The following is an 18,090-nucleotide window of genomic DNA, read 5'->3' as shown; positions in this document are numbered from 1 at the left end:
GCCGTCGGGGCGGGAACAGATCCGGTACCGGGGTCTCCTGGAACGACGGTGCCGATCCGACCGCTGAGTTTCCGTGAACTGCTCGATGTGCCGTTCGCGCTGATCCAGGCGAACATCCGTGCCCTGGCCGGGGTGGGCGTGACGGGGCTGCTGCTGGCCGAGGCGGTGGTGGTCGCGGTGACCGCGGGGGTCTCGGAGCTGACCGACGGCTCGGACCAGGGCACCGCTTGGGCGGCGATCCTGTCGACCGCGAGTTGTGCGTGGCTGCTGCGGTTCGCGATTCGCGGTACGACCGTGGCGCTGGGCGTCGCGACCGTCGGCGGCGCCGCGATCGGTGTGCCGACGGCGTTGCGCCGGGTCGGCGCCGTATTCGGCCCGCTGCTGGTGTTCCAGCTGCTGTTCACGCTGGTGGGACTGAGCGTGCTCGCGCTCGGCGGCGTGCTGATCGTCACACTTCCGCTGGCTGCGATCTGGCTGGGCTGGCTACGCGCTTGCCGCTGGGTCGCGGTGCCGGTGCTGTTCGTCGAACGCACCTCGCACCGCGACGGCATCGCCCGCGCGAAACTGCTCGCCGAGGGCGCGCAGTGGCCGATCACCGGGTTGTGGATCGCCCAGCGAGCCCTGTTCGGGCTGCTCGCGGTCCCGCTGCTGGCCGTTCCGCTGTTCGTCTCGGACTTCTCCGGTACACACAAGTGGCCGGTGATCGTGCTGACCACCTCGGCGGTGCTGTTGCTCACGGCATTCGGCGAGGTGGTCGAGGCTTCCTCGCGCGTGGTCTGCTATATCGACCGCCGTTGCCGCAGGGAGGGATTGGACATTCGCGTCCCTCGGCGGGAGGCACGATGAGCGATCCCCAGCCGCCGCGCGGTCCGGTGGAGGTCTCACTGAGCAAGGCTCCCGCCACGACGAGCGATCCCACGCCCGGCACACCGCGGCTCGGCGCCGCCGCCGACCACCGTGCCGCCGCGGAAGCGGCCGCGCTGCACCGCGATTTCGACCGTGCCCTGCGGGAACGATTCCGCGCCGTGCTGCGCGGCATGGAACAGGGTGGCGTACTCGAGGTCCGGCGATCGCGCACCGCGCGCGAAACCGCCGACGACGTGACGACCGCGTTGCCGCTCGAGGTCGCCACCGAGATCCAACCCGCCGCACACAGTTTCGACGAGGTGGTCTACGGCGGCCGCCGGGCCACCGAGAACGAATACCGCAGGCTCGAGTACGCCGACCGGTACTCCGCCTGCGCGCCGCCGCCGGTCCCCGAACCCACCGAGGTAGAGGCGGTGGAGAAGGCGCCGCGCACCGGACGCGCTCTGCCACTGTTGCCGAAACTGCTGCGCAATCCCCATTTCTGGGCGGTGCTCGCCGCGGCGGCCGTGTTGCTGCTACTGCTCTACGGCGCCCTGCAATCCTGCGGTGCGCCGACCGCACCCACCCCGCCGCCGCAGCAACCGCCGCCGGATCTGCCCGATGTCCCTCCGCCGAGCGGCCCGAACTTCGGGCCGGGCGACGACGCGATCTGGGATCGGCTGCCCGCACCGGTCTTCTACGGCGGTGTGCAGTTCCTGATCGCCGCCGCGCTGGTGGTGTGGTGGCGGGCGCGCAGGCGTGGCGCTCTGGTTCGCGAGCCGCGTCCGGTCGAGGTGGCGGCGAACGAACTGCTCGCCGGGCAGGCCGCCCTGTACCGCCGCTCGAAGGACCACGACCACGTCGCGGGCAAGCTGCGCGCGGCCACGCTGCGCCGCATCCGCACTCCGCTCGGCATCACGGCCGACACGCCGCCGGACCGGATCGTCGCCGTGATCGCCGCGCGCATCGGGACCGATCCGGCGCTGATCGGCGCCGCGTTGTTCGGCTCGGTCCCGGATCCCGGGACCCTCCAGGTGGTCGCCGCGCAACTCGAATGGATCGAATCGGAGGTCGGATGAGACGCCTTCGCCCCACCCTTGTCCGGCCCACGGCAGGCGGGAACTCCCGCGAACCACAGGAGACGCAATGACCAGCACCGACACCACCCCGACGGCGGAGCAGGCGGGCGCCGCGTTCCACGCCCTGCGCGCCGAGATCGGCAAAGCGGTGGTCGGCAACGACTCCGCGGTCATGTACCTGGTGCTCGCTTTGCTGTGCCGGGGCCATGTGCTGCTCGAAGGTGTGCCGGGCGTGGCGAAGACGCTCCTGGTGCGGGCGCTGGCCACGGCACTGGACCTGGACCACGCGCGGGTGCAGTTCACCCCGGACCTGATGCCCGGCGATGTCACCGGCTCGCAGATCTACGATCCGCACTCCGCGGAGTTCACCTTCCGGCACGGCCCGGTGTTCACCAACCTGCTGCTCGCCGACGAGATCAATCGCACGCCGCCGAAAACCCAGTCGGCGCTACTGGAATCGATGGAGGAGCGGCAGGTCTCGGTGGACGGGAAGCCGCAGCCGCTGCCCGATCCGTTCGTCGTGGTCGCCACCCAGAACCCGATCGAGCAGGAGGGCACCTACCCGTTGCCCGAGGCGCAACTGGACCGGTTCCTGTTCAAGGTGGACATCCACCTGCCCGGCCGCGACGACGAGTTCCGCATCCTGCAACGCCACGCCGCGGGCTTCGATCCCCGCGACCTGACCGGCGCGGGCTTGCGTCCCGTAGCCGGTCCGGAGCACATCACCGCCGCGCGCGCCGCGATCGCGCGGACGACGATCAGCCCCGAGGTGCTCGCCTACACCGTCGACGTGTGCCGGGCCACCCGCACCTCGCCCGCCGTGCAGCACGGCGCTTCGACCCGTGGCGCGACCGCGCTGATGGCCGCCTCGCGTGCGTTCGCCTGGCTCAACGGGCGCGGATTCGTCACCCCGGACGACGTGAAAGCCGTCGCGGTCGCCGTGCTGCGGCACCGCCTGTACCTGCGTCCGGAGGCGGAACTGGACGGCGTGACCGCCGAGGGCGTGCTGTCGTCGCTGCTGCTGTCGGTTCCGGTCCCGGTGTAGGCGATGGTCGTCACCGGTCGGCTGGCCGCCGCGGCAGGGGTGGCGGCCCTGTTCGTCACCCTGGTTCTGCCGTCCCTGCTCGGCGTGGCGGTGGCGACCGCTGTCCTGGCGATCGGACTGCTCATCGATCTCGCCGCGGCCGGGCGGGCGCGAGACCTGACGCTTTCCCGCGAGGCCATGACCACCGTGCGGCTCGGACGCAGCGCCGAGGTGGAACTCGTGGCGGTCAACACCGGAACCAGGGTGCTGCGCGGCATGGTGTGGGACGACTGGCCCGACAGCGCACGCGCGGAACATCGCGCTCATCAACTCGATCTCGCGCCGGGCACCAAGGTTCGGCTGCGCACCACGCTCACCCCCACCTACCGCGGCGATCGGGTCGCGGGCCGGATCACCGTCCGGCTGCTCGGGCCGCTCGGCCTGGCGGGCAGGCAGACCAGGCGCAGCGTGCCCGCCCGGATCCGCGCGCTGCCCGCTTTCCGCACCGAACGGCTGCTGCGGTCGAAAGTCAGACGATTGCAGCATCTCGACGGACGCAACGTGGCCAATCTGCGCGGGCAGGGCACCGAGTTCGACTCCTTCCGCGAGTACGTCGCCGGAGACGACGTGCGCGCCATCGACTGGCGCGCCACCGCCCGCGCCACCGACGTCCTGGTCCGCACGTGGCGTCCCGAGCGCAACCGGCACATGCTGATGCTGCTGGACACCGGACGGGTCAGTGCGGGGCGGGTCGGCGAGGGCACGCGCTTGGACGCGAGCATCGAAGCGGCCCTGCTGCTCGGCGGTCTCGCGGCCGCCGCGGGCGACTCGGTCGACCTGCTGGCCTTCGACCGGCTGCCGCGCGCCGAAGTGCGTGGCGCCGGCGGGAAGGGGTTGCAGCTGAAACTGATGCACGCCATGGCGGGCATCACCCCGGCCCTGGTCGACACCGACAGCTCCGGACTTGTGCGGGCGGCCCTGCAGCGCGCCCGCCGTCGCAGCCTGGTCGTCTGGTTCACCAGCCTGGACGGCGCCGCGGTCGAGGAGAACCTGCTGCCCGTGCTGCCGGTGCTCACGCAGCGCCATCGGGTGCTCATCGTCTCGGTGACCGATCCCGATGTCGCCGCGGCCGCCGTGCGGCGGGACGCCCTGTCCGACCTCTACGCCGCGGCCGCGGCCGAATCCGTGCTGGCCGAACGGGCGCTGGTGCAGGAATCGCTGCGCCGCACCGGGATCGCGGTGGTAGCGGCGTCGCCGGAACGCTTGCCGGAAGCCCTGGCGGACGAATATCTGGAACTGAAGCAGTCCGGCGCCCTTTGAGGCCGCGGAGGAGGATCATGTCCCCATGGCCTCGGATCTCGCCGCCTTCGTCCGCGGATTGCCCAAAGCGGAGCTGCACCTGCATCTGGAAGGGACCTTGGAGCCGGAGCTCAAGTTCCGGCTCGCCCGGCGCAACGGCATCGAACTGCCGGAGAAGAGCGTGGACGAGGTCAAGCAGACCTATAGATTCCACGACCTGACGTCGTTCCTGCGGGTCTACTACCCCGCGATGCGCGTCCTACAGCGGCCGGAGGACTTCCACGACCTGGCATTCGACTATCTGCGCCGGGCACACGGACAAGGCGTGCGCCATGTCGAGCTGTTCTTCGATCCGCAGGCGCACACCGGGCGCGGCGTTCCGTTCGCCACGGTGATCAGCGGATACCGGTCGGCGATCGCGCGGGCGCGGCGGGAACTGGGGATCTCCGCCGAGCTGATCCTGTGCTTCCTGCGCGACCACTCGGCGGAATACGCCATGGCGACGTTACTGGAAGCGCTGCCCTACAAGAGCTGGATCGTCGGCGTGGGGCTCGACTCCGACGAGCGCGGCAACCCGCCGAGCAAGTTCGCCGCCGTCTTCCAGCGCGCCCGCGCCGAAGGGTTCCTGCTGACCATGCACTGCGACATCGACCAGCCGGATTCGATCGAGCACATCCGCCAGGCCTTGGAGGACATCGCCGTCGACCGCCTCGATCACGGCACGAACATCGTGGAGGACGACCGCCTGGTGGAACTGGCGAAGTCCGGAGGGATCGCGCTCACCTGCTGTCCGGTGTCGAACTCGTTCGTCACCGCGCAGATGAAGTCGGCGGAGATCGTCGGCCTGCTCGACCGCGGCTTGACCGTGACCGTCAACAGCGACGACCCGGCGTACTTCGGCGCATACGTGGCCGACAACTACCTGGCACTCGCCGAGCAGGCGGACCTCGGGTTCGAGCGGCTGGCCGAGCTGGCCAGGAACTCCTTCCGTGCCTCCTGGATCACGCCCGCGCGCCAGGACGCCTTCGTCCGCGAGGTCGACGACTACGTCGCCGCGTACGGCTGAGCGGCGCGCGGCGGCAGTGGCGGGAACACGGGGAACATCGGCGGCGGCAGCACCCGGCGCTGACGTTCGGCGATGACCGCGCCGAGGATCTGCAGCGGCGGGCAGGCGGCGGGCGGCGCGACTCGCAGGCGGCCGCACACCTCGGTCACGAGCGCCGTGCCCAGGTGATGTTGCGCCGCGGGCGTCAGCGTGCGGAAGCGCGTCAGGTACTGGCGCACCGCCAGCGCGAGATCCTCCGGCAGCCCGACCAGGTCCAGCTGAGCGCTCCACGCGGTCAGCCACGGCGGCGCGACCGCCAGCGCGGGCGGCGGCAGCGGTCGTTGCGCGTGCACGACCACGGTGCCCGCGAGCACGTCACCGATCCGGCGCGCGTGCGGGGAACACATCGAGGTGAGCACCGCGATGGCGCCGAATCCGCCGAGCATCCAGAAATCGACGATCGCGCCCGCCAAGCCGCGGGTGAGCGCGTGGCGGAAGTCGATCGGCCCGCCGTCCTCGCGCACCACGCGCAGCCCGAGCATCATTTTGCCCAGTGTGCGCCCCCGCCAAGCGGTCTCGCAGGCCACCGGGTACCCGACCAGGACGGTCACGATGGTGACCAGCATCACCACGTCCAGCCAGGCGGAGTCGACGCCCGCGGGCAGCATCAGCGTGACGATCGCGAACAGCAGTACGAACCCGAGCGTGCACTGGGCCAGCACGTCGATCAGGAACGCGGTGGCCCTCGTGGGGATCCGGGCGATCGGCAGTTCGAGGGCCACTGCTTCGCCGGTGGTGAACTCAGCCATGTCGATAGCATTCTTGCGACCGGCGGGAGTGGGAGGCAACCGAATGGACGTGGACGCATACAGCCTGGCGCACCGCAGGGCGTGGGAGCGGCTGGACTACTTGTCCAAGCGGAGCAAGCTGACCGGCGCGGAGGCGGACGAACTCGTCGTGCTCTACCGCCGCACCTCCCAGCAGCTGGCGCGACTGCAATCGCACAGCCCGGACCCGGAGCTGATCGCCGGTCTGAGCGCCCTGCTGGCGCGTGCGCGCGGCCGGGTGCTCGGCACGCGAGCCGATACCTGGCAGGAGATCGGCCGATTCTTCAGCCACCGCTTCCCGGCGGCCCTGTATCGCTCGTGGCCGTGGTGGGTCGGCGTGGCCGCGATGTTCCTGGCCGTCTCGACCGGCTTGGCCGTCTGGGTGGACCGGTTCGAATCCGCCCGCGAGGTACTCGGGCTTCCGCGCGACACAAGGAGTCTCACCGCGCCGGGCGGTGCGTTCGAGACCTACTACTCGGAGCATCCGCAGGGAGCTTTCGCCGCACAGGTGTGGACGAACAACGCCTGGGTGGCAGCGATCGCCCTGTTCACCGGGGTGCTCGTCCTGCCTGCGGTGTACCTGCTGTTCATGAACGCGCTCAATCTGGGCGTCACGGCGGGGCTGATGGCCGACGCGGGGCGGCTGGATTCGTTCTTCGGCTTCATCCTTCCGCACGGCACGCTGGAATTGACCGCGGTGTTCGTCGCGGGTGGCGCGGGCCTGAAACTCGGCTGGACCCTGATCGATCCGGGCCGGCTCAGCCGGGTGGAGGCGGTGGCCAGGCAGGGCCGGGCGACCGCGACCGTGGCTCTGGGCCTGGTCGCGGTACTGCTGGTGTGTGGCTTGATCGAAGGGTTCGTGACGCCGAGCCCGCTGCCCGCACCGGTCCGCATCGCGATCGGGTTCACCGCCGAGGCGTTGTTCCTGGCGTACGTGTTCGGCGTCGGCCGCCGCGCCGTCACGCCGCGGACGGAACCGAGTGGCGCCTCGACGGACGGCGACCTCGGAACTGTGACGCAGCCAACATTCAGCACACGGTGAGCGGTCGAGTCGGGACAATCGACAGCTAAGTGGCGTCGAATCGGTTCGGAAGTCCCCCATTTGAGTTCCGCTGGCCGCAGCGAGTCCGGCTCGAGCTGCGGCCAGCGTTACCGTCAACTCTACACAATCGTTATCCCTACGCAACCCTCCCCGCCGAGGTCAAGCGTATAAAGCAGCACCCCAGCAAACCCTTGGGACACCCTGCTTTCGCCCCGCGTCAGCTAACTGATTGCGACCCGCGCCATCGCCGTTTCGAGGGGTCGAAGCCACCTCGGAGAGAGGGCTGAAACCCGCCCCCGGAATCCGCTCCGCAATAGCCGGGGAACTACTCCGCGGCGTTAGCCGAGCCGGAAGATAGACCTCTCCATGGTCGCCGACATGGGCTCCCACCTGCACGTTCATCTGCAAGAAATGCCAGTTGCTGACCGTCTTGCGAAAGAAAGAGACCCCAGGTTTGTTTACGCGGTAATAAACCGGGTAAGGACATAGTGGCGCGCACGGAAGACCGGCCAGTTCCCCGGCAGGCTCCGGATTAACCGGGTGCGAAAAAGGGGTCGGTCCGACCGGTTCGTCCGCCGGAATCAGCACCGGGACCGCAACCGAAACGGCCCATGTGATCTTCGCCTCACTGCCCGTCATGTCCGCTGGAATCGCACGAAACCGACACCGCCACACGCGGGTTCGAGAGACGCGCGTCACAGTCAGGTGTTCGGTCGCCACTGGCCGGTAAGCGCCGCAACGTTCCGCCGTCGACGGATTCGAGAGGTGATCGCCGTCACTTTTCGGGCGGTCCCGTGGTCAACCCACTCGGAGTATTCCGGTGATCGTGCCTTGCAGCAGGTGGCCGTCCTGGGTGATCTGCGGCGCGGTCTGGAGTGGATCGTCGACCACCGTGCCGGGAAGAGGGTGCGAGGCGGTTACCGCGCCGGTCTCCGGGTCCAGGACCGTGACCGCGTATCCGTCGAGGGGCGTGGTGTGGTCGGCGCCGACGCGGGCGACCGTGTACAACTGCCCGTCGGCGGTGGACAGACGCGGTACGGCCGCACTGCGAATCGTGTTCTCCCACACCACGCGGCATCCGTCGCCGGTCACATCCAGGCGCGTCATCCCGCCGGTGAACGGCGCGCTCGCCGGGACCGCGGGTCCCGCCCCCTCGGGCAGCGCCGGGTACGGGTATCCGTAGGTGCCGGCCACGAAGACCGAGCGGCCGACCCCCACCGGCGAATTCTCGCTGCCCGGGCCACCGGCGCCCAACACCGGCGCCGAACACACCAATTGGCCGGTCCCCGAACGGAAGATCAGGGCGTGCACCGGTCCGTCGGCGTTGTCGACGATGGTCAGATACTCCGAACCGGTCTCCGGGCCGAAGTAGGTGGGTGTGGAGCCGGTGCCCCAACTCAGCTGCCCCGGCTTGCGCGCCGGGCCTCGGTCGTAGGCCGCGCGCCACACGATCTCCGGAGCGCCGGACGCGGCGACGCGCAGTTCGTACAGCGCGTGCGTCGTCGCCACCGCGACGTGCCCGCTCGGCGCCGCCGAGATGCTGTTGGCCACGCGCTCGCCTGCGGGCAGCGCCGAGGCCGTCACCCGGCCGGTGGCCGTGACGAACCCGACCACCCCCTGACCGGTCGCGAACCACACGTTGCCCGACCAGTCCGGCACGAGTCCGGTCACGTGGTCGCCCGGCGGAAGAACCGGGCCGAGATCGGCGACGTCTTCGCTGACCAGCCGCCAGGTCCCCGCTTCGTCGCGCTCGTGCCGTATGCGCAGCAGCCGGTCGGCGCCGTCCACGACCACCAAACGGTCGTCCTGATCGAGGTAGGCGTAGACGCCGCCGAGCAGGCTGCCTCTGGTCAACGGCAGCGCGGCGAGCGAACCCGCCAACGGCCCGGGAGCCGCGGGATCGAGTAGATGCACCGTCGGGGTCTGTCCCGCGATCGCGGTGCACAGGGCGACCACGAGACGGTCCGATCCTTCCAGCAGCGTGGGGCACGCGGACGCCAGCGGATACGCCGCGACCACGGCGGCGCGGTCGCCGGGCCCGGCGAGCGCGGTCACGTCCGAGGACCCTGCGTCGCCGTGCATGGTCGCGGTCCCGGGCGGCCCGAGGAAAGGATTCGGCGGCGCGAGCGGTCCCCACGGCTCGGCGGCCGACGCGGGCTGACCGGGCAGCAGAACCAGCGCGCAGGCGGCGACAGCGAGCACCGGTCGGCGCATCGCGGTCCTCCTTCGGTAGGCGACGCGGTGTCCGAACGGACCCCGCAGCAACAGTATTCGGACATTCGCTGCCTCGTCCGGTACCGCCGGGCCGCTACGATGGCGCCATGAACGCTGTTCGGGCCCGCCTGCTTTCCACCCTCGCCGGTCAGCTCGGCAATCCACACGGCGTACTGGGCAAAGGCGTCGCGTTCCTGCTCAACCGCGGCAACAAGGCCGCCATCGCCGGGGCGGTCGAGGCCGCGGGCGTGGCGCCGGGCGGTGTCGCCGCCGACATCGGATTCGGCGGTGGGGCGGGACTTTCCCTGCTGCTCGATCGGGTCGGCGCGAACGGCGTGGTGCACGGCGTCGAGATCTCCGCCGACATGCTGGCCAGGGCCCGCTCCCGTCACACCGGCGACCTCGATTCCGGTCGCCTGCGCCTGGCGGAGGGCTCGCTCACCGCACTGCCGCTGGCCGACGACAGCCTCGACGCGGCGATCACGGTCAATACCGTCTACTTCGTGCCGGATCTGGCCGCGGCCGGCGCCGAACTGATCCGGGCGGTCCGGCCGGGCGGCCGGTTGGTGATCGGTATCGGCGATCCGGACGCGATGGCGAAACTGCCGTTCACGTCCTACGGCTTCACGCTGCGCCCGGTGCCGGAGGTGCTCGCCACGCTGGAACAGGCGGGCTGCGATGTCGAGCACCGGCGGCTCGCGAGCACGCCGATCCCGCATCACTTGCTGGTCGCGACTCCTCGCTGACTACATCAGCGCGCCGCCGTCCACCCGGATCTCGGTGCCGGTCATGTACCGCCCGTCGTCGGAAGCGACCATGGCCACGACCCCGGCGATGTCCTCCGGACTGCCCAGCGCACCACCGTTGAGCCAACCGGTCATCCGGGAGAACAGTTGTGGATCGAACCCCTCGGGCTGATCCAGGATGGACTTCGTCGTGATGCCGCTGGTGATGCCGGCTGGAACGATGTTCACCGCGCGCAACCCCTGCTTGGCGTACTCCAAGGCGATGGCGTGGGTGAAGGCGTTCACGCCGCCTTTGGACGCGGCGTAGGAGGCCAGATAGGGCGCCGCGCTGAAAGCCGCGGTCGAGGAGATGTTGACCACCACTCCGCGTCCGGTGTCGAGCAGAGCGGGCAGCGCGGCCTGGGTCATCAGGAAAGTTCCGGTGAGGTTCACCCTGATCACCTGATCCCACACCTCGAGCGGCATCTCGTGGGTGCGCGCGGGCCGCAGGATGCCCGCCGCGTTGACCAGCACGTCCAGCCCGCCGAGGAACTCCAGCGCCTGCTCGGTCGCCGTGCGCACGGATTCCGGATCGGCCGTGTCGACCCGCACGGTTCGCAGGCGTTCGGCGCCGTCGCCCGCCTTCTCCGCGGTGGCCGCCAGGCCCGCCGTGTCGATATCGGCGGCGACCAGCTGCGCCCCTTCGTCCAGCAACCGCAAGGCGATGCCCTGCCCGATGCCGGATCCCGCTCCCGTCACCACCACGCGGCGGCCGTCAAATCTGCGCATGCCAAAAATTAGAACACGTTCTCATCGAGCGTCAAGGCGCTTCGGCTGCTTCCCGGGCGATCCGCAGCACCATGGCGGCCGCCGCCGCGCCGTACGCGTGACTGGCCGCCGCCGGGCGGACGGCCGGGTAGTTGGAGCGATGCGTGACCACCACGCCGCTCGGCAGTGTGAAGGTCCGGTCCGCGACTGTGGCGACGCAGTTGCCGCCCGCCTTGGCCGCGAGATCCACCACCACGGTCCCCGCGCCCAGCATTCCCAGCGCCTCCTGATCGAGCAGGAGCGGCGCCCGCGATCCGCGGTGCACGGCGGTGCAGACGACGAGGTCGGGCGGCGTCGTTGCCAGGCACTCCAGCAGTGCCGCGTTGCCGTCTCGGTTCGGCACGAAATGCCCGGCGCCCGCCTCGAGAGCGGCGGCCCGCTGCTCGACGCGGTGACCGACCGCCGTCGGCTGCTCGTCGTCGAACGTGCGCGCTGCCGCGATCGCCGCGAGCCCCGCCACTCCGCACCCCAGCACGAGGGCACGCACCGGACGTGCGCGGCGCGGCGCGGCCAGCAGTCGCCTCCCTTCGGCGTAACCCACCGCCCCCGCGATCCGGCTCATGGTGGACAGCGCGTCGAATTCGGTGGTCGCGGCCTCCCGCGGCACCCAGTCGAAGGCGACCGACTCGATGCCGCGACCGCGCAATCGGTCCATCTCGTCGCGGCGACAGTGCGGATCCTGGAAACCGACCAGCGTCGTCCCCGGACGCAGCGGCATCGAATCCAGCGTGAACGCGGGCGGTTTCACCCACACCACGAGGCCGGCGCGCTCGAAGACCGCCGCCCGATCCGCGACGACGTCCGCCCCGGACGTACGGTAAGCAGCGTCGGCGAAACCCGCTGCCCGCCCCGCGCCTTCCTCCACGACGACCTGAAGTCCCGCCGTGGAAAGTGTGCGCACGCCCTCGGGAGTGAGCGCCACCCGGGCCTCTCGCGGGGCCGTCTCGCGCAGCACCCCGACGATCACCGCGCGGCCCGCGGTTCAGCGGTCAGGGCGGTCAGGCCGCGTGCGGCGAGTGCGTCGCGGTAGGTGAGGCCGCCGGCGACGTCCCGGATCAATTGCTCGACCCGGTCGAACAGCTCCTCGATCAGAGCGGGTGATTCGTGTCGCGGCGCTTTGCGCGGGGCGAGGACGTTCAAGCGGATGCCGGGACGCAGCGAGCCGGTCCGGTCGAGCGCGACACTGTCCACGCCTGCCACGGCGAGCACCAGGTCCTCCACCTCGGCGCTGGTGCGCACGCCCGCCCGGTCGAGGAGGGCGCGATCGAACACGACCGAGACGAACATCCCTTCCGGGCTGCCCAGCGGGCGCAGCACATCGGTCCCGAACCGGGCGTTGATCGCGGCGATGTGGGTGCGAGCCCGATCGATCTGCGCGCGCATCAGCGCGTGGTTGTGCTCGAAGTAGTCCTCGGGGGTGTGTTCCAGGATCGCGCGGGCCAAGTGAGTGGTCTCGCGCTGGAAGGAGATGGTGAGCCGTTCCCGGATCCGATCCAGCCACGCGATGTCGCCGGTGCATGCCGCGCCCATCTTGCAGGGGCCGAAAGCGTTAAACCCCTTGGAGTTTCCCGTAATGGTCAGCACCACGTCGTAGAGCCGACGGACGCCCTGCTCGGTCTCCACGTGCAGCGCGGCGATGGGAATGTGCGAAGTCACCAGCCGGTCGAACGCCATATCGCAGATGACGGGGACACCGCAGTCGAGCAGCACCCGCCCGATCTGCGCCAGCTCGGCAGCGGTGTAGTCGGCGACCACCGGGTTGCCCGGCAACGTGAGCAGCACGCCGCACAGTTCGCCCGTCGCGCGCAGTTCGTCGAGGCAGCGGGCCAACCGCGCCGGGTCGATCTTGAAGGCGTCGTCCGGAGCCACCGGGCACGACACGATCCGCAAGCCGAACTTCTCGACGTGGATGCTCGAGCTCTTGTAGAACCCCTCCGGGCACACGATGACCCCACCGGGCCTGGCCAGGGTAGCGACGGCCTCCTCGAGCAGCATGGTGCTGGAATACGGGCAGACGATCACCTCCTCCGCGCGCACCCGGACCCCGGGCACCCCTTCCACCGGATGCGACAGACCCTCGAAAAGCCTGCGGGCCGCCAGCTCCCGCAGGATCAGCGGCTGCCGCTTGTCGTACAGCCGCCCGTCGAGATATTCGGCCGGTGGCGCGATGTGCAGGCTCTCCCGCCACGCTCGGTCCAGGGCCGCGACGGCGTGCGCGTCCGGCGCCCGGCCGGTTTCCCCGTGGTAGGCGTCGATGACGCCGGTGTAGCGACGACCATCGGCCCCCGCGAACCACGCGTCCCGGGGCAGGCGCGCGCGCACCTCCCGCTTCCTGGCCTCCGAGCGGTTGGTCAGCATCGCCAGGTCGGCGAGCGGATCGGTGAGCACCTGGCTCCGAGTCACGGCACCTCGCCTTCTGAAGAGTCCTCCGGTGTCGGCATGGCGTTCCACCTCTCCTGCAGCGCGGCGCGGAACAGACTGCGGCAATTGCCTTCGGCGAGGCGTTCGAACTCCGCCAGCGGCGGTTGCGCGACGATCTGGTCGACCACGATGGCCGCCCCCGCGCGTCTGAGATCGTAGAGTTTCTCGAACCGCCGGACCGCGAACGCGACGTCGTGCTTCAGCACCGAGAAACGCGTCGCGACCCTGGCCTGGCGCGAGTAGTCGTACTCGCCCACCGCGACGTAGCGGTCGTCCACCACGAGCATGCTCTGCGCGTTGCGCGCGTACTCGCGCTTGACCAGCACGCTCTCCACCCCCGAGCGGGCCTGTTTCCACAGTTTGTCGTCATAGGGCCAGACGTCCGAGATGTCGTCGAGCACATACATCCGCCGCACGTCGATCTTGGGCGGGTGGGCCTTGTCGGCCAGGCGCAGGATCGCCGCGTGATAGTCGTCGCCGACGTCACCGCCGATCGTGCCCAGGTCCGCGGTGTGGATCGCGCGCACCGACGTGGTGGTCTGCTCCAGGATCGTCAGCCAGTCGGTGACGGTGTTCCATTCCCACACCGTGGCGCTGCGCGAAGGGATCTGCGCGAGGATCTCCTCGGCCCGCTCCAGCTGCCGATCGGCGATCAGGCGCAGCGGCTCGATCTCCGCTCGCGCGCCGGAGGCGTCGATCAGGCTCTGCGCGATATCCAAAGCGCGCGCGACCGATTCGGGGTCTTTGCCCAGTAGGACGTTGAACCGCATCCGCAAGTCGTAGTAGGCGCTGCCGGCCGGATCGGTCGCGGGATCGGCACTGCCGTCGGTGGGCAGTTCCGCACCGAGGGCCAGGCTCAGTCGTTCCCGCAGCGCGAGCGGCGGGACGCGGCTGCCGTTCTCGATCTGCTGAATGAGGCTGCGGGAGCAGCCGGCTCTGGTGGCGAGCGCCGCCTGGGTGTATCCGCGTTCCAGGCGTAGCCTGCGGACCAGATTGCCGACCTGCTCGTCCGAGCCCGAGTCAGCCATGCCGTGCCTCCCATCCCGCACCTTGCATACGCATGCTCATGGCGTATCACGATGCAACATTCTAATCATCAAGTGTCAAGCGGTGGCCGATGAATCGCGTTCGCCAATTTTCGTTGTCAACGCGAGATCCATTCGAGCGGCTGTTGATTCCGAGCCGCGCGAGGCAAGACTGCCACACCGGCCCAGAAACGCGCTTCACAGGCTCCACTCACCGGTGAGGAACGATAATCGCGCGGAGGTCTGCCAAATGTTGATCTGCATGATTATTTCGGAGCGCTGAAGCACAACAAGTATCTTCACGAAGCGTTGAAGCTTCGTTGACAGCATGAGGTGGCCTTACCTAGCCTGGATATCGAAGTCACCGAAATCGTCGGTCGGCGCAAGGGTTTCCTCGCCGGCCTCGGTGGTCCGACAACTCTAGGAGGTGCCCGCACGGATACCTCCTCGTGGCGCGGGCCGGGCCGCGCAGGCACAGCCTCCGGCCAGGCGTGACCATCCACCGTCATTCGCGCCGATCCCCGAAGCATTCGGGCACCCAAGCAATCAGGCACGGACGAAGCCACCGCGTTCGGGCCGTGACCGAGCACGGTCACCGCACCCCGGCGATCGGCGGGTCCGCGTCGACCCGAAACAGAGTGAATGAGAGCGGATCATGGCACTCGACATCACCGATTCGATCATCACCAGCGACATCACCCCGGAAAGCGCTCGGCCGCTTCCCTTCTCCTCCGGCGAAGTCTGGGAGCTGAGCTGGCTGCCCACTGTGAGTTTGACGCGCGCACGGGCAGTGAGCGGCATGGTCCTGGACGAAATGCTCAGCGATCCCCGCACGCTCACCAGCGACCTCGCCCTCGAAGTGGCCGCCATTCACGCCGCCGAGCTGGGCCTCACCCTGCGCGAGGTGCTGATCCGGCTGTACGCCCGCATCACCGAACGCGACAACGCGGCAGCCCGCTGCGCCGAAACGCCTCTTTCCGCCGCCTGAGCGGCCTGGTGGAGAACAGCGAAAATGCGAGCGGCCAGGCCGCGCTTCCGCCCGATTCGTCCTGCTTGCCGCACGACTTCGGCGGGCGCGTCGCCCGATTCTGCGCCGCACTGATGCACCGGCTGTGCGCCGGCGTCCGGCACTTGCGTGCGGCCACCGAGCGGCGAACGATTGACTGTGCGCCGGCCGCCGTCGTGGGCCGTGCGGGTGTCCCGCCCCTCGGTGGACCACCATGTGACGGGCCGGCGACACCGCGGAGTGGTCACTCCGTCCCAGGAGGAACCGATGTTCATCCAAGTCATCCAAGGCAAGGCCGCCGACCCGGCCCGACTGCGTCAGTGCATGGATCGGTGGAACGAGGAACTGCAGCCGGGAGCCTTCGGCTATCTCGGCACGACGAGCGGACTGTGCGACGACGGCACCTTCATCGCGCTGGCCCGATTCGAATCCGCGGAGGCCGCCCGCCGCAACAGCGAGCGTCCCGAACAGGGCGCTTGGTGGGAGGAAACCAAGCAATGCTTCGACGGCCCGGTCACGTTCATGGATTGCGCCGATGTCACGCAGTGGATGGGCGGCGGCTCGGACCGCGCCGGATTCGTGCAGGTCATCGAGGGTCACACGCGTGACGCGCGCCGGATGCGCGAGATCTTGGCGCAGTCGGGCGATCGGGTGCACGAAGTACGCCCGGAGATTCTCGGCGGCACGCTGGGAACCTACGGCGACGACGGATTCGTCGAGGCGGTGTACTTCACCTCCGAAGCCGAGGCACGCGAACACGAGAAAATGGAGATACCGGACGATCTGCAGTCGCTGTTCGAGGAGGAGAACCGGCTCATGGCCGAGGTCGCCTACTTCGACCTGCACAAGCCGACGCTGACTTCGCCACAGAGGTAACCGCCACCGCACAGAGTCGCACCCTTCCCAGTGAGGAGAAGGCATGGCCCCCAATTCAGGGGGGTCCGGTAGGACAATGTCTTCTCTCGGTGTCGTCGACGCAGGGTGAAGGGTTTGCCGCGGTATGGCTCAATCGTTGCGGGTGGATACGGACCTGCTGCGAGCGCTGACCCCGGAACTCGCCTCCATCGCCGATACGGCGCAGCAGGAACTCGCGCGCCTGAAGGACAGACTCGCCACCGAGGGCGAGTGCTGGGGCAAGGACGAGCCGGGCCGGGTCTTCGGCGACAGCTACGAGCCCGCGGCTGAGAAGGGCATCACCGGATTCGAAAACCTGGTCCACAATTTGCGCGGGATGAGCAGCAGCGTCGCCGACGCGGGCGACGCTCTGCAAGACCAAGACCAGAACATCGGCTTCCAACTGCGCGACCAGGATCCGTTCGGCTCCGACCCTGTCGTCGGCCCTTCGTTCGACCAACCGCTGTGGCAGAACCCGGAGCCGTTGCGCCCCGTCTCCCCGTCGAATGTCGCCGGGCCTGATTCCGCTCCGAGCGCCACCGCACCCGTCCGGACTTCCGCCTCCGACGCCGCACAGCCTGCGGATCAACGCGGCTACCAGCCAGACGGCAACCCGGTCCTGCCCAATCAGCCGAACGTCGGCGACTACCTTCCGAACGACAACTCCTACCTGCCCGAGCAGCAACCGTCTCTCGGCTCGAACCCGACGCCTTCGGTGCCCGACCGGCCCGCGCCGGTCGCGCGAAACGCCGAACCGCCCGCCCGGACACCCACGTCGCCCTCGGCCACACCTCCAGCGGCCACATCGACGGCGAATCCACCGGCAGCGCAGGCGACCCCCAAATCGAGCGCACCCGACAACTCGGCGGCGAGACGCCCGCCGGAGTCCAGGTTCTCCAGGCCACCCACCGGTTCCCCGTGGATGCGGAACGCCCCTGGTACGCCGTGGTCGCGCGGCGCACCCGGCGGCTCGCCGAGCCAGGTCTTCCCGCCGGGTCGCAGAGGTCCGCAGCCCGGCGCGGAGAACCCCGGGAAACCCGGCAAGGACGCGAAACAGCGCAAACCGAAGCCCGTGACGAGGGCGGCGAAGCGCTCCCGCGTGCGGACCGACCCTGAGGCCATGGCCGCCGTGGAGGCACTCGCCGCGCGCCGCAAACTGCGCATGGCCGGATTCGGCACCTCCGGCGTCGCGAAACACACCGTCGACGACATCGCGGCGGCCGTGGACGGCATCCTCGGCAAGTACCCGTTCATCCGGCTGGCCGGGATCGAGATCACCGATCTCCGCGACGGCGGCGTGTCCCGCGTGGAGTGGGATCGCGAGATCGACTCGGAAGAAGCTCCGGTCATCGGCGGATGGATTCTGCTCGACCGGGTGGCAGCGGCAAACCCCGCGTTGCTCGCCGAGAAGATCGCGCTCGCGACTCGATCGGGCCGGCGCGTGGCCGGGTCCGACGAGCGGCCGATGTATTCGACCATCGTGCGCGATCTCGGCCGGATACTCGAGGCGGATTCCGGTCCCCGCGTCCGGCAGTCGGCGCACCGTTCGTTGATCATGGAGTACCGGCGCATCAGCGGGCCGTGGGACCGCGGGGACAGCCTGGCCGAGGTCGTTCGCGGTTTCCGGGAATGGCGCGCCCACCTGATCCGCGACTGCTTCGCCGACGGCGTTCTCGATCCCGTCGCGGCGGTGGTGGAGGCGTTCACCGAAGTCGAACTGCGTGGCGAGAGCGCATGCGGACCCGCGAAGGTGCTGCATCGGCTGGTCGTCGAACACGCACGCGGGCGATCGAGCGCTTAGTGGCGGTACAGATC

General features: G+C 69.6%; 16 protein-coding genes. 10 read left to right on the top strand and 6 right to left on the bottom strand.

Annotated elements, in window-relative coordinates:
* The first annotated feature begins 48 nt into the window (after window positions 1-48).
* From ON27_RS00440 to add, 5 genes are all read left to right on the top strand, one after another.
* The gene (locus ON27_RS00440; RefSeq protein ID WP_245559726.1) at window positions 49-846 is read left to right on the top strand and encodes a hypothetical protein; all 798 of its coding nucleotides are present in this window, start codon (window positions 49-51) and stop codon (window positions 844-846) included.
* Window positions 843-1,925, top strand: a complete 1,083-nt coding sequence (locus ON27_RS00435; protein ID WP_083887296.1) for a DUF4129 domain-containing protein — start codon at window positions 843-845, stop codon at window positions 1,923-1,925. The genes ON27_RS00440 and ON27_RS00435 overlap by 4 nt, the downstream gene beginning before the upstream one ends.
* Window positions 1,926-1,992: 67 nt before the next feature.
* A complete protein-coding gene (locus ON27_RS00430) occupies window positions 1,993-2,970 on the top strand; it encodes an AAA family ATPase (RefSeq protein WP_043717576.1) in 978 nt (325 codons plus the stop codon).
* 3 nt (window positions 2,971-2,973) lie between these two features.
* Window positions 2,974-4,269, top strand: a complete 1,296-nt coding sequence (locus ON27_RS00425; RefSeq protein WP_043717573.1) for a DUF58 domain-containing protein — start codon at window positions 2,974-2,976, stop codon at window positions 4,267-4,269.
* A 25-nt stretch (window positions 4,270-4,294) separates the two neighbouring features.
* Complete coding sequence (add, locus tag ON27_RS00420) at window positions 4,295-5,314, top strand: adenosine deaminase (protein WP_043717570.1); 1,020 nt, start codon at window positions 4,295-4,297, stop codon at window positions 5,312-5,314.
* Here the strand turns inward: add and ON27_RS00415 are convergent.
* Entirely contained in the window at window positions 5,293-6,102 is an 810-nt protein-coding gene (locus tag ON27_RS00415) for an RDD family protein (RefSeq protein WP_043717567.1), read from the bottom strand. The two genes, add and ON27_RS00415, sit on opposite strands and share 22 nt — an antisense overlap.
* Before the next feature lie 43 nt (window positions 6,103-6,145).
* Between ON27_RS00415 and ON27_RS00410 the strand changes: the two genes are divergently transcribed.
* The gene (locus ON27_RS00410) at window positions 6,146-7,162 is read left to right on the top strand and encodes a stage II sporulation protein M (RefSeq protein WP_043717745.1); all 1,017 of its coding nucleotides are present in this window, start codon (window positions 6,146-6,148) and stop codon (window positions 7,160-7,162) included.
* Between the two features lie 798 nt (window positions 7,163-7,960).
* Here ON27_RS00410 and ON27_RS00405 read toward each other — a convergent pair.
* Window positions 7,961-9,376, bottom strand: coding sequence for an NHL repeat-containing protein (locus tag ON27_RS00405; protein WP_043717564.1), 1,416 nt, complete (start codon window positions 9,374-9,376; stop codon window positions 7,961-7,963).
* 107 nt (window positions 9,377-9,483) lie between these two features.
* Between ON27_RS00405 and ON27_RS00400 the strand changes: the two genes are divergently transcribed.
* Window positions 9,484-10,122: a class I SAM-dependent methyltransferase gene (locus ON27_RS00400; RefSeq protein ID WP_043717560.1), complete on the top strand. Its 639-nt coding sequence runs from the start codon at window positions 9,484-9,486 to the stop codon at window positions 10,120-10,122.
* Here ON27_RS00400 and ON27_RS00395 read toward each other — a convergent pair whose 3' ends face one another.
* The 4 genes from ON27_RS00395 to ON27_RS00380 are packed head-to-tail and all read right to left on the bottom strand — an operon-like array spanning window position 10,123 to window position 14,378.
* Window positions 10,123-10,890, bottom strand: coding sequence for an SDR family NAD(P)-dependent oxidoreductase (locus ON27_RS00395; RefSeq protein ID WP_043717555.1), 768 nt, complete (start codon window positions 10,888-10,890; stop codon window positions 10,123-10,125).
* Window positions 10,891-10,921: 31 nt separating this feature from the next.
* On the bottom strand, window positions 10,922-11,896 hold the full coding sequence (locus ON27_RS00390; RefSeq protein ID WP_043717552.1) for a Rossmann-fold NAD(P)-binding domain-containing protein: 975 nt from the start codon (window positions 11,894-11,896) through the stop codon (window positions 10,922-10,924).
* Window positions 11,893-13,332 (bottom strand): pyridoxal phosphate-dependent aminotransferase, encoded by a 1,440-nt coding sequence (locus tag ON27_RS00385; RefSeq protein WP_043717548.1) that lies wholly within the window; start codon window positions 13,330-13,332, stop codon window positions 11,893-11,895. The genes ON27_RS00390 and ON27_RS00385 overlap by 4 nt, the downstream gene beginning before the upstream one ends.
* Entirely contained in the window at window positions 13,329-14,378 is a 1,050-nt protein-coding gene (locus ON27_RS00380; protein WP_043717544.1) for a helix-turn-helix transcriptional regulator, read from the bottom strand. Before ON27_RS00380 ends, ON27_RS00385 begins: the two co-directional genes overlap by 4 nt.
* A 652-nt stretch (window positions 14,379-15,030) precedes the next feature.
* On the opposite strand from ON27_RS00380, the gene ON27_RS00375 reads away from it, so the two are divergent.
* The 3 genes from ON27_RS00375 (at window position 15,031) to ON27_RS00365 (ending at window position 18,076) form a co-directional block, all read left to right on the top strand.
* On the top strand, window positions 15,031-15,363 hold the full coding sequence (locus ON27_RS00375; RefSeq protein WP_043717541.1) for a hypothetical protein: 333 nt from the start codon (window positions 15,031-15,033) through the stop codon (window positions 15,361-15,363).
* Window positions 15,364-15,648: 285 nt separating this feature from the next.
* Window positions 15,649-16,257, top strand: a complete 609-nt coding sequence (locus tag ON27_RS00370) for a hypothetical protein (protein WP_043717743.1) — start codon at window positions 15,649-15,651, stop codon at window positions 16,255-16,257.
* A 124-nt stretch (window positions 16,258-16,381) separates the two neighbouring features.
* Window positions 16,382-18,076: a WXG100 family type VII secretion target gene (locus ON27_RS00365; RefSeq protein ID WP_043717539.1), complete on the top strand. Its 1,695-nt coding sequence runs from the start codon at window positions 16,382-16,384 to the stop codon at window positions 18,074-18,076.
* The last annotated feature ends 14 nt before the right edge of the window (window positions 18,077-18,090 follow it).

The organism is Nocardia asiatica NBRC 100129 (genome assembly GCF_000308415.1).
GTDB lineage: Bacteria > Actinomycetota > Actinomycetes > Mycobacteriales > Mycobacteriaceae > Nocardia > Nocardia asiatica.
Note: the sequence above shows the minus strand (reverse complement) of the source record. Positions and strands in the feature narration are given on the sequence as shown.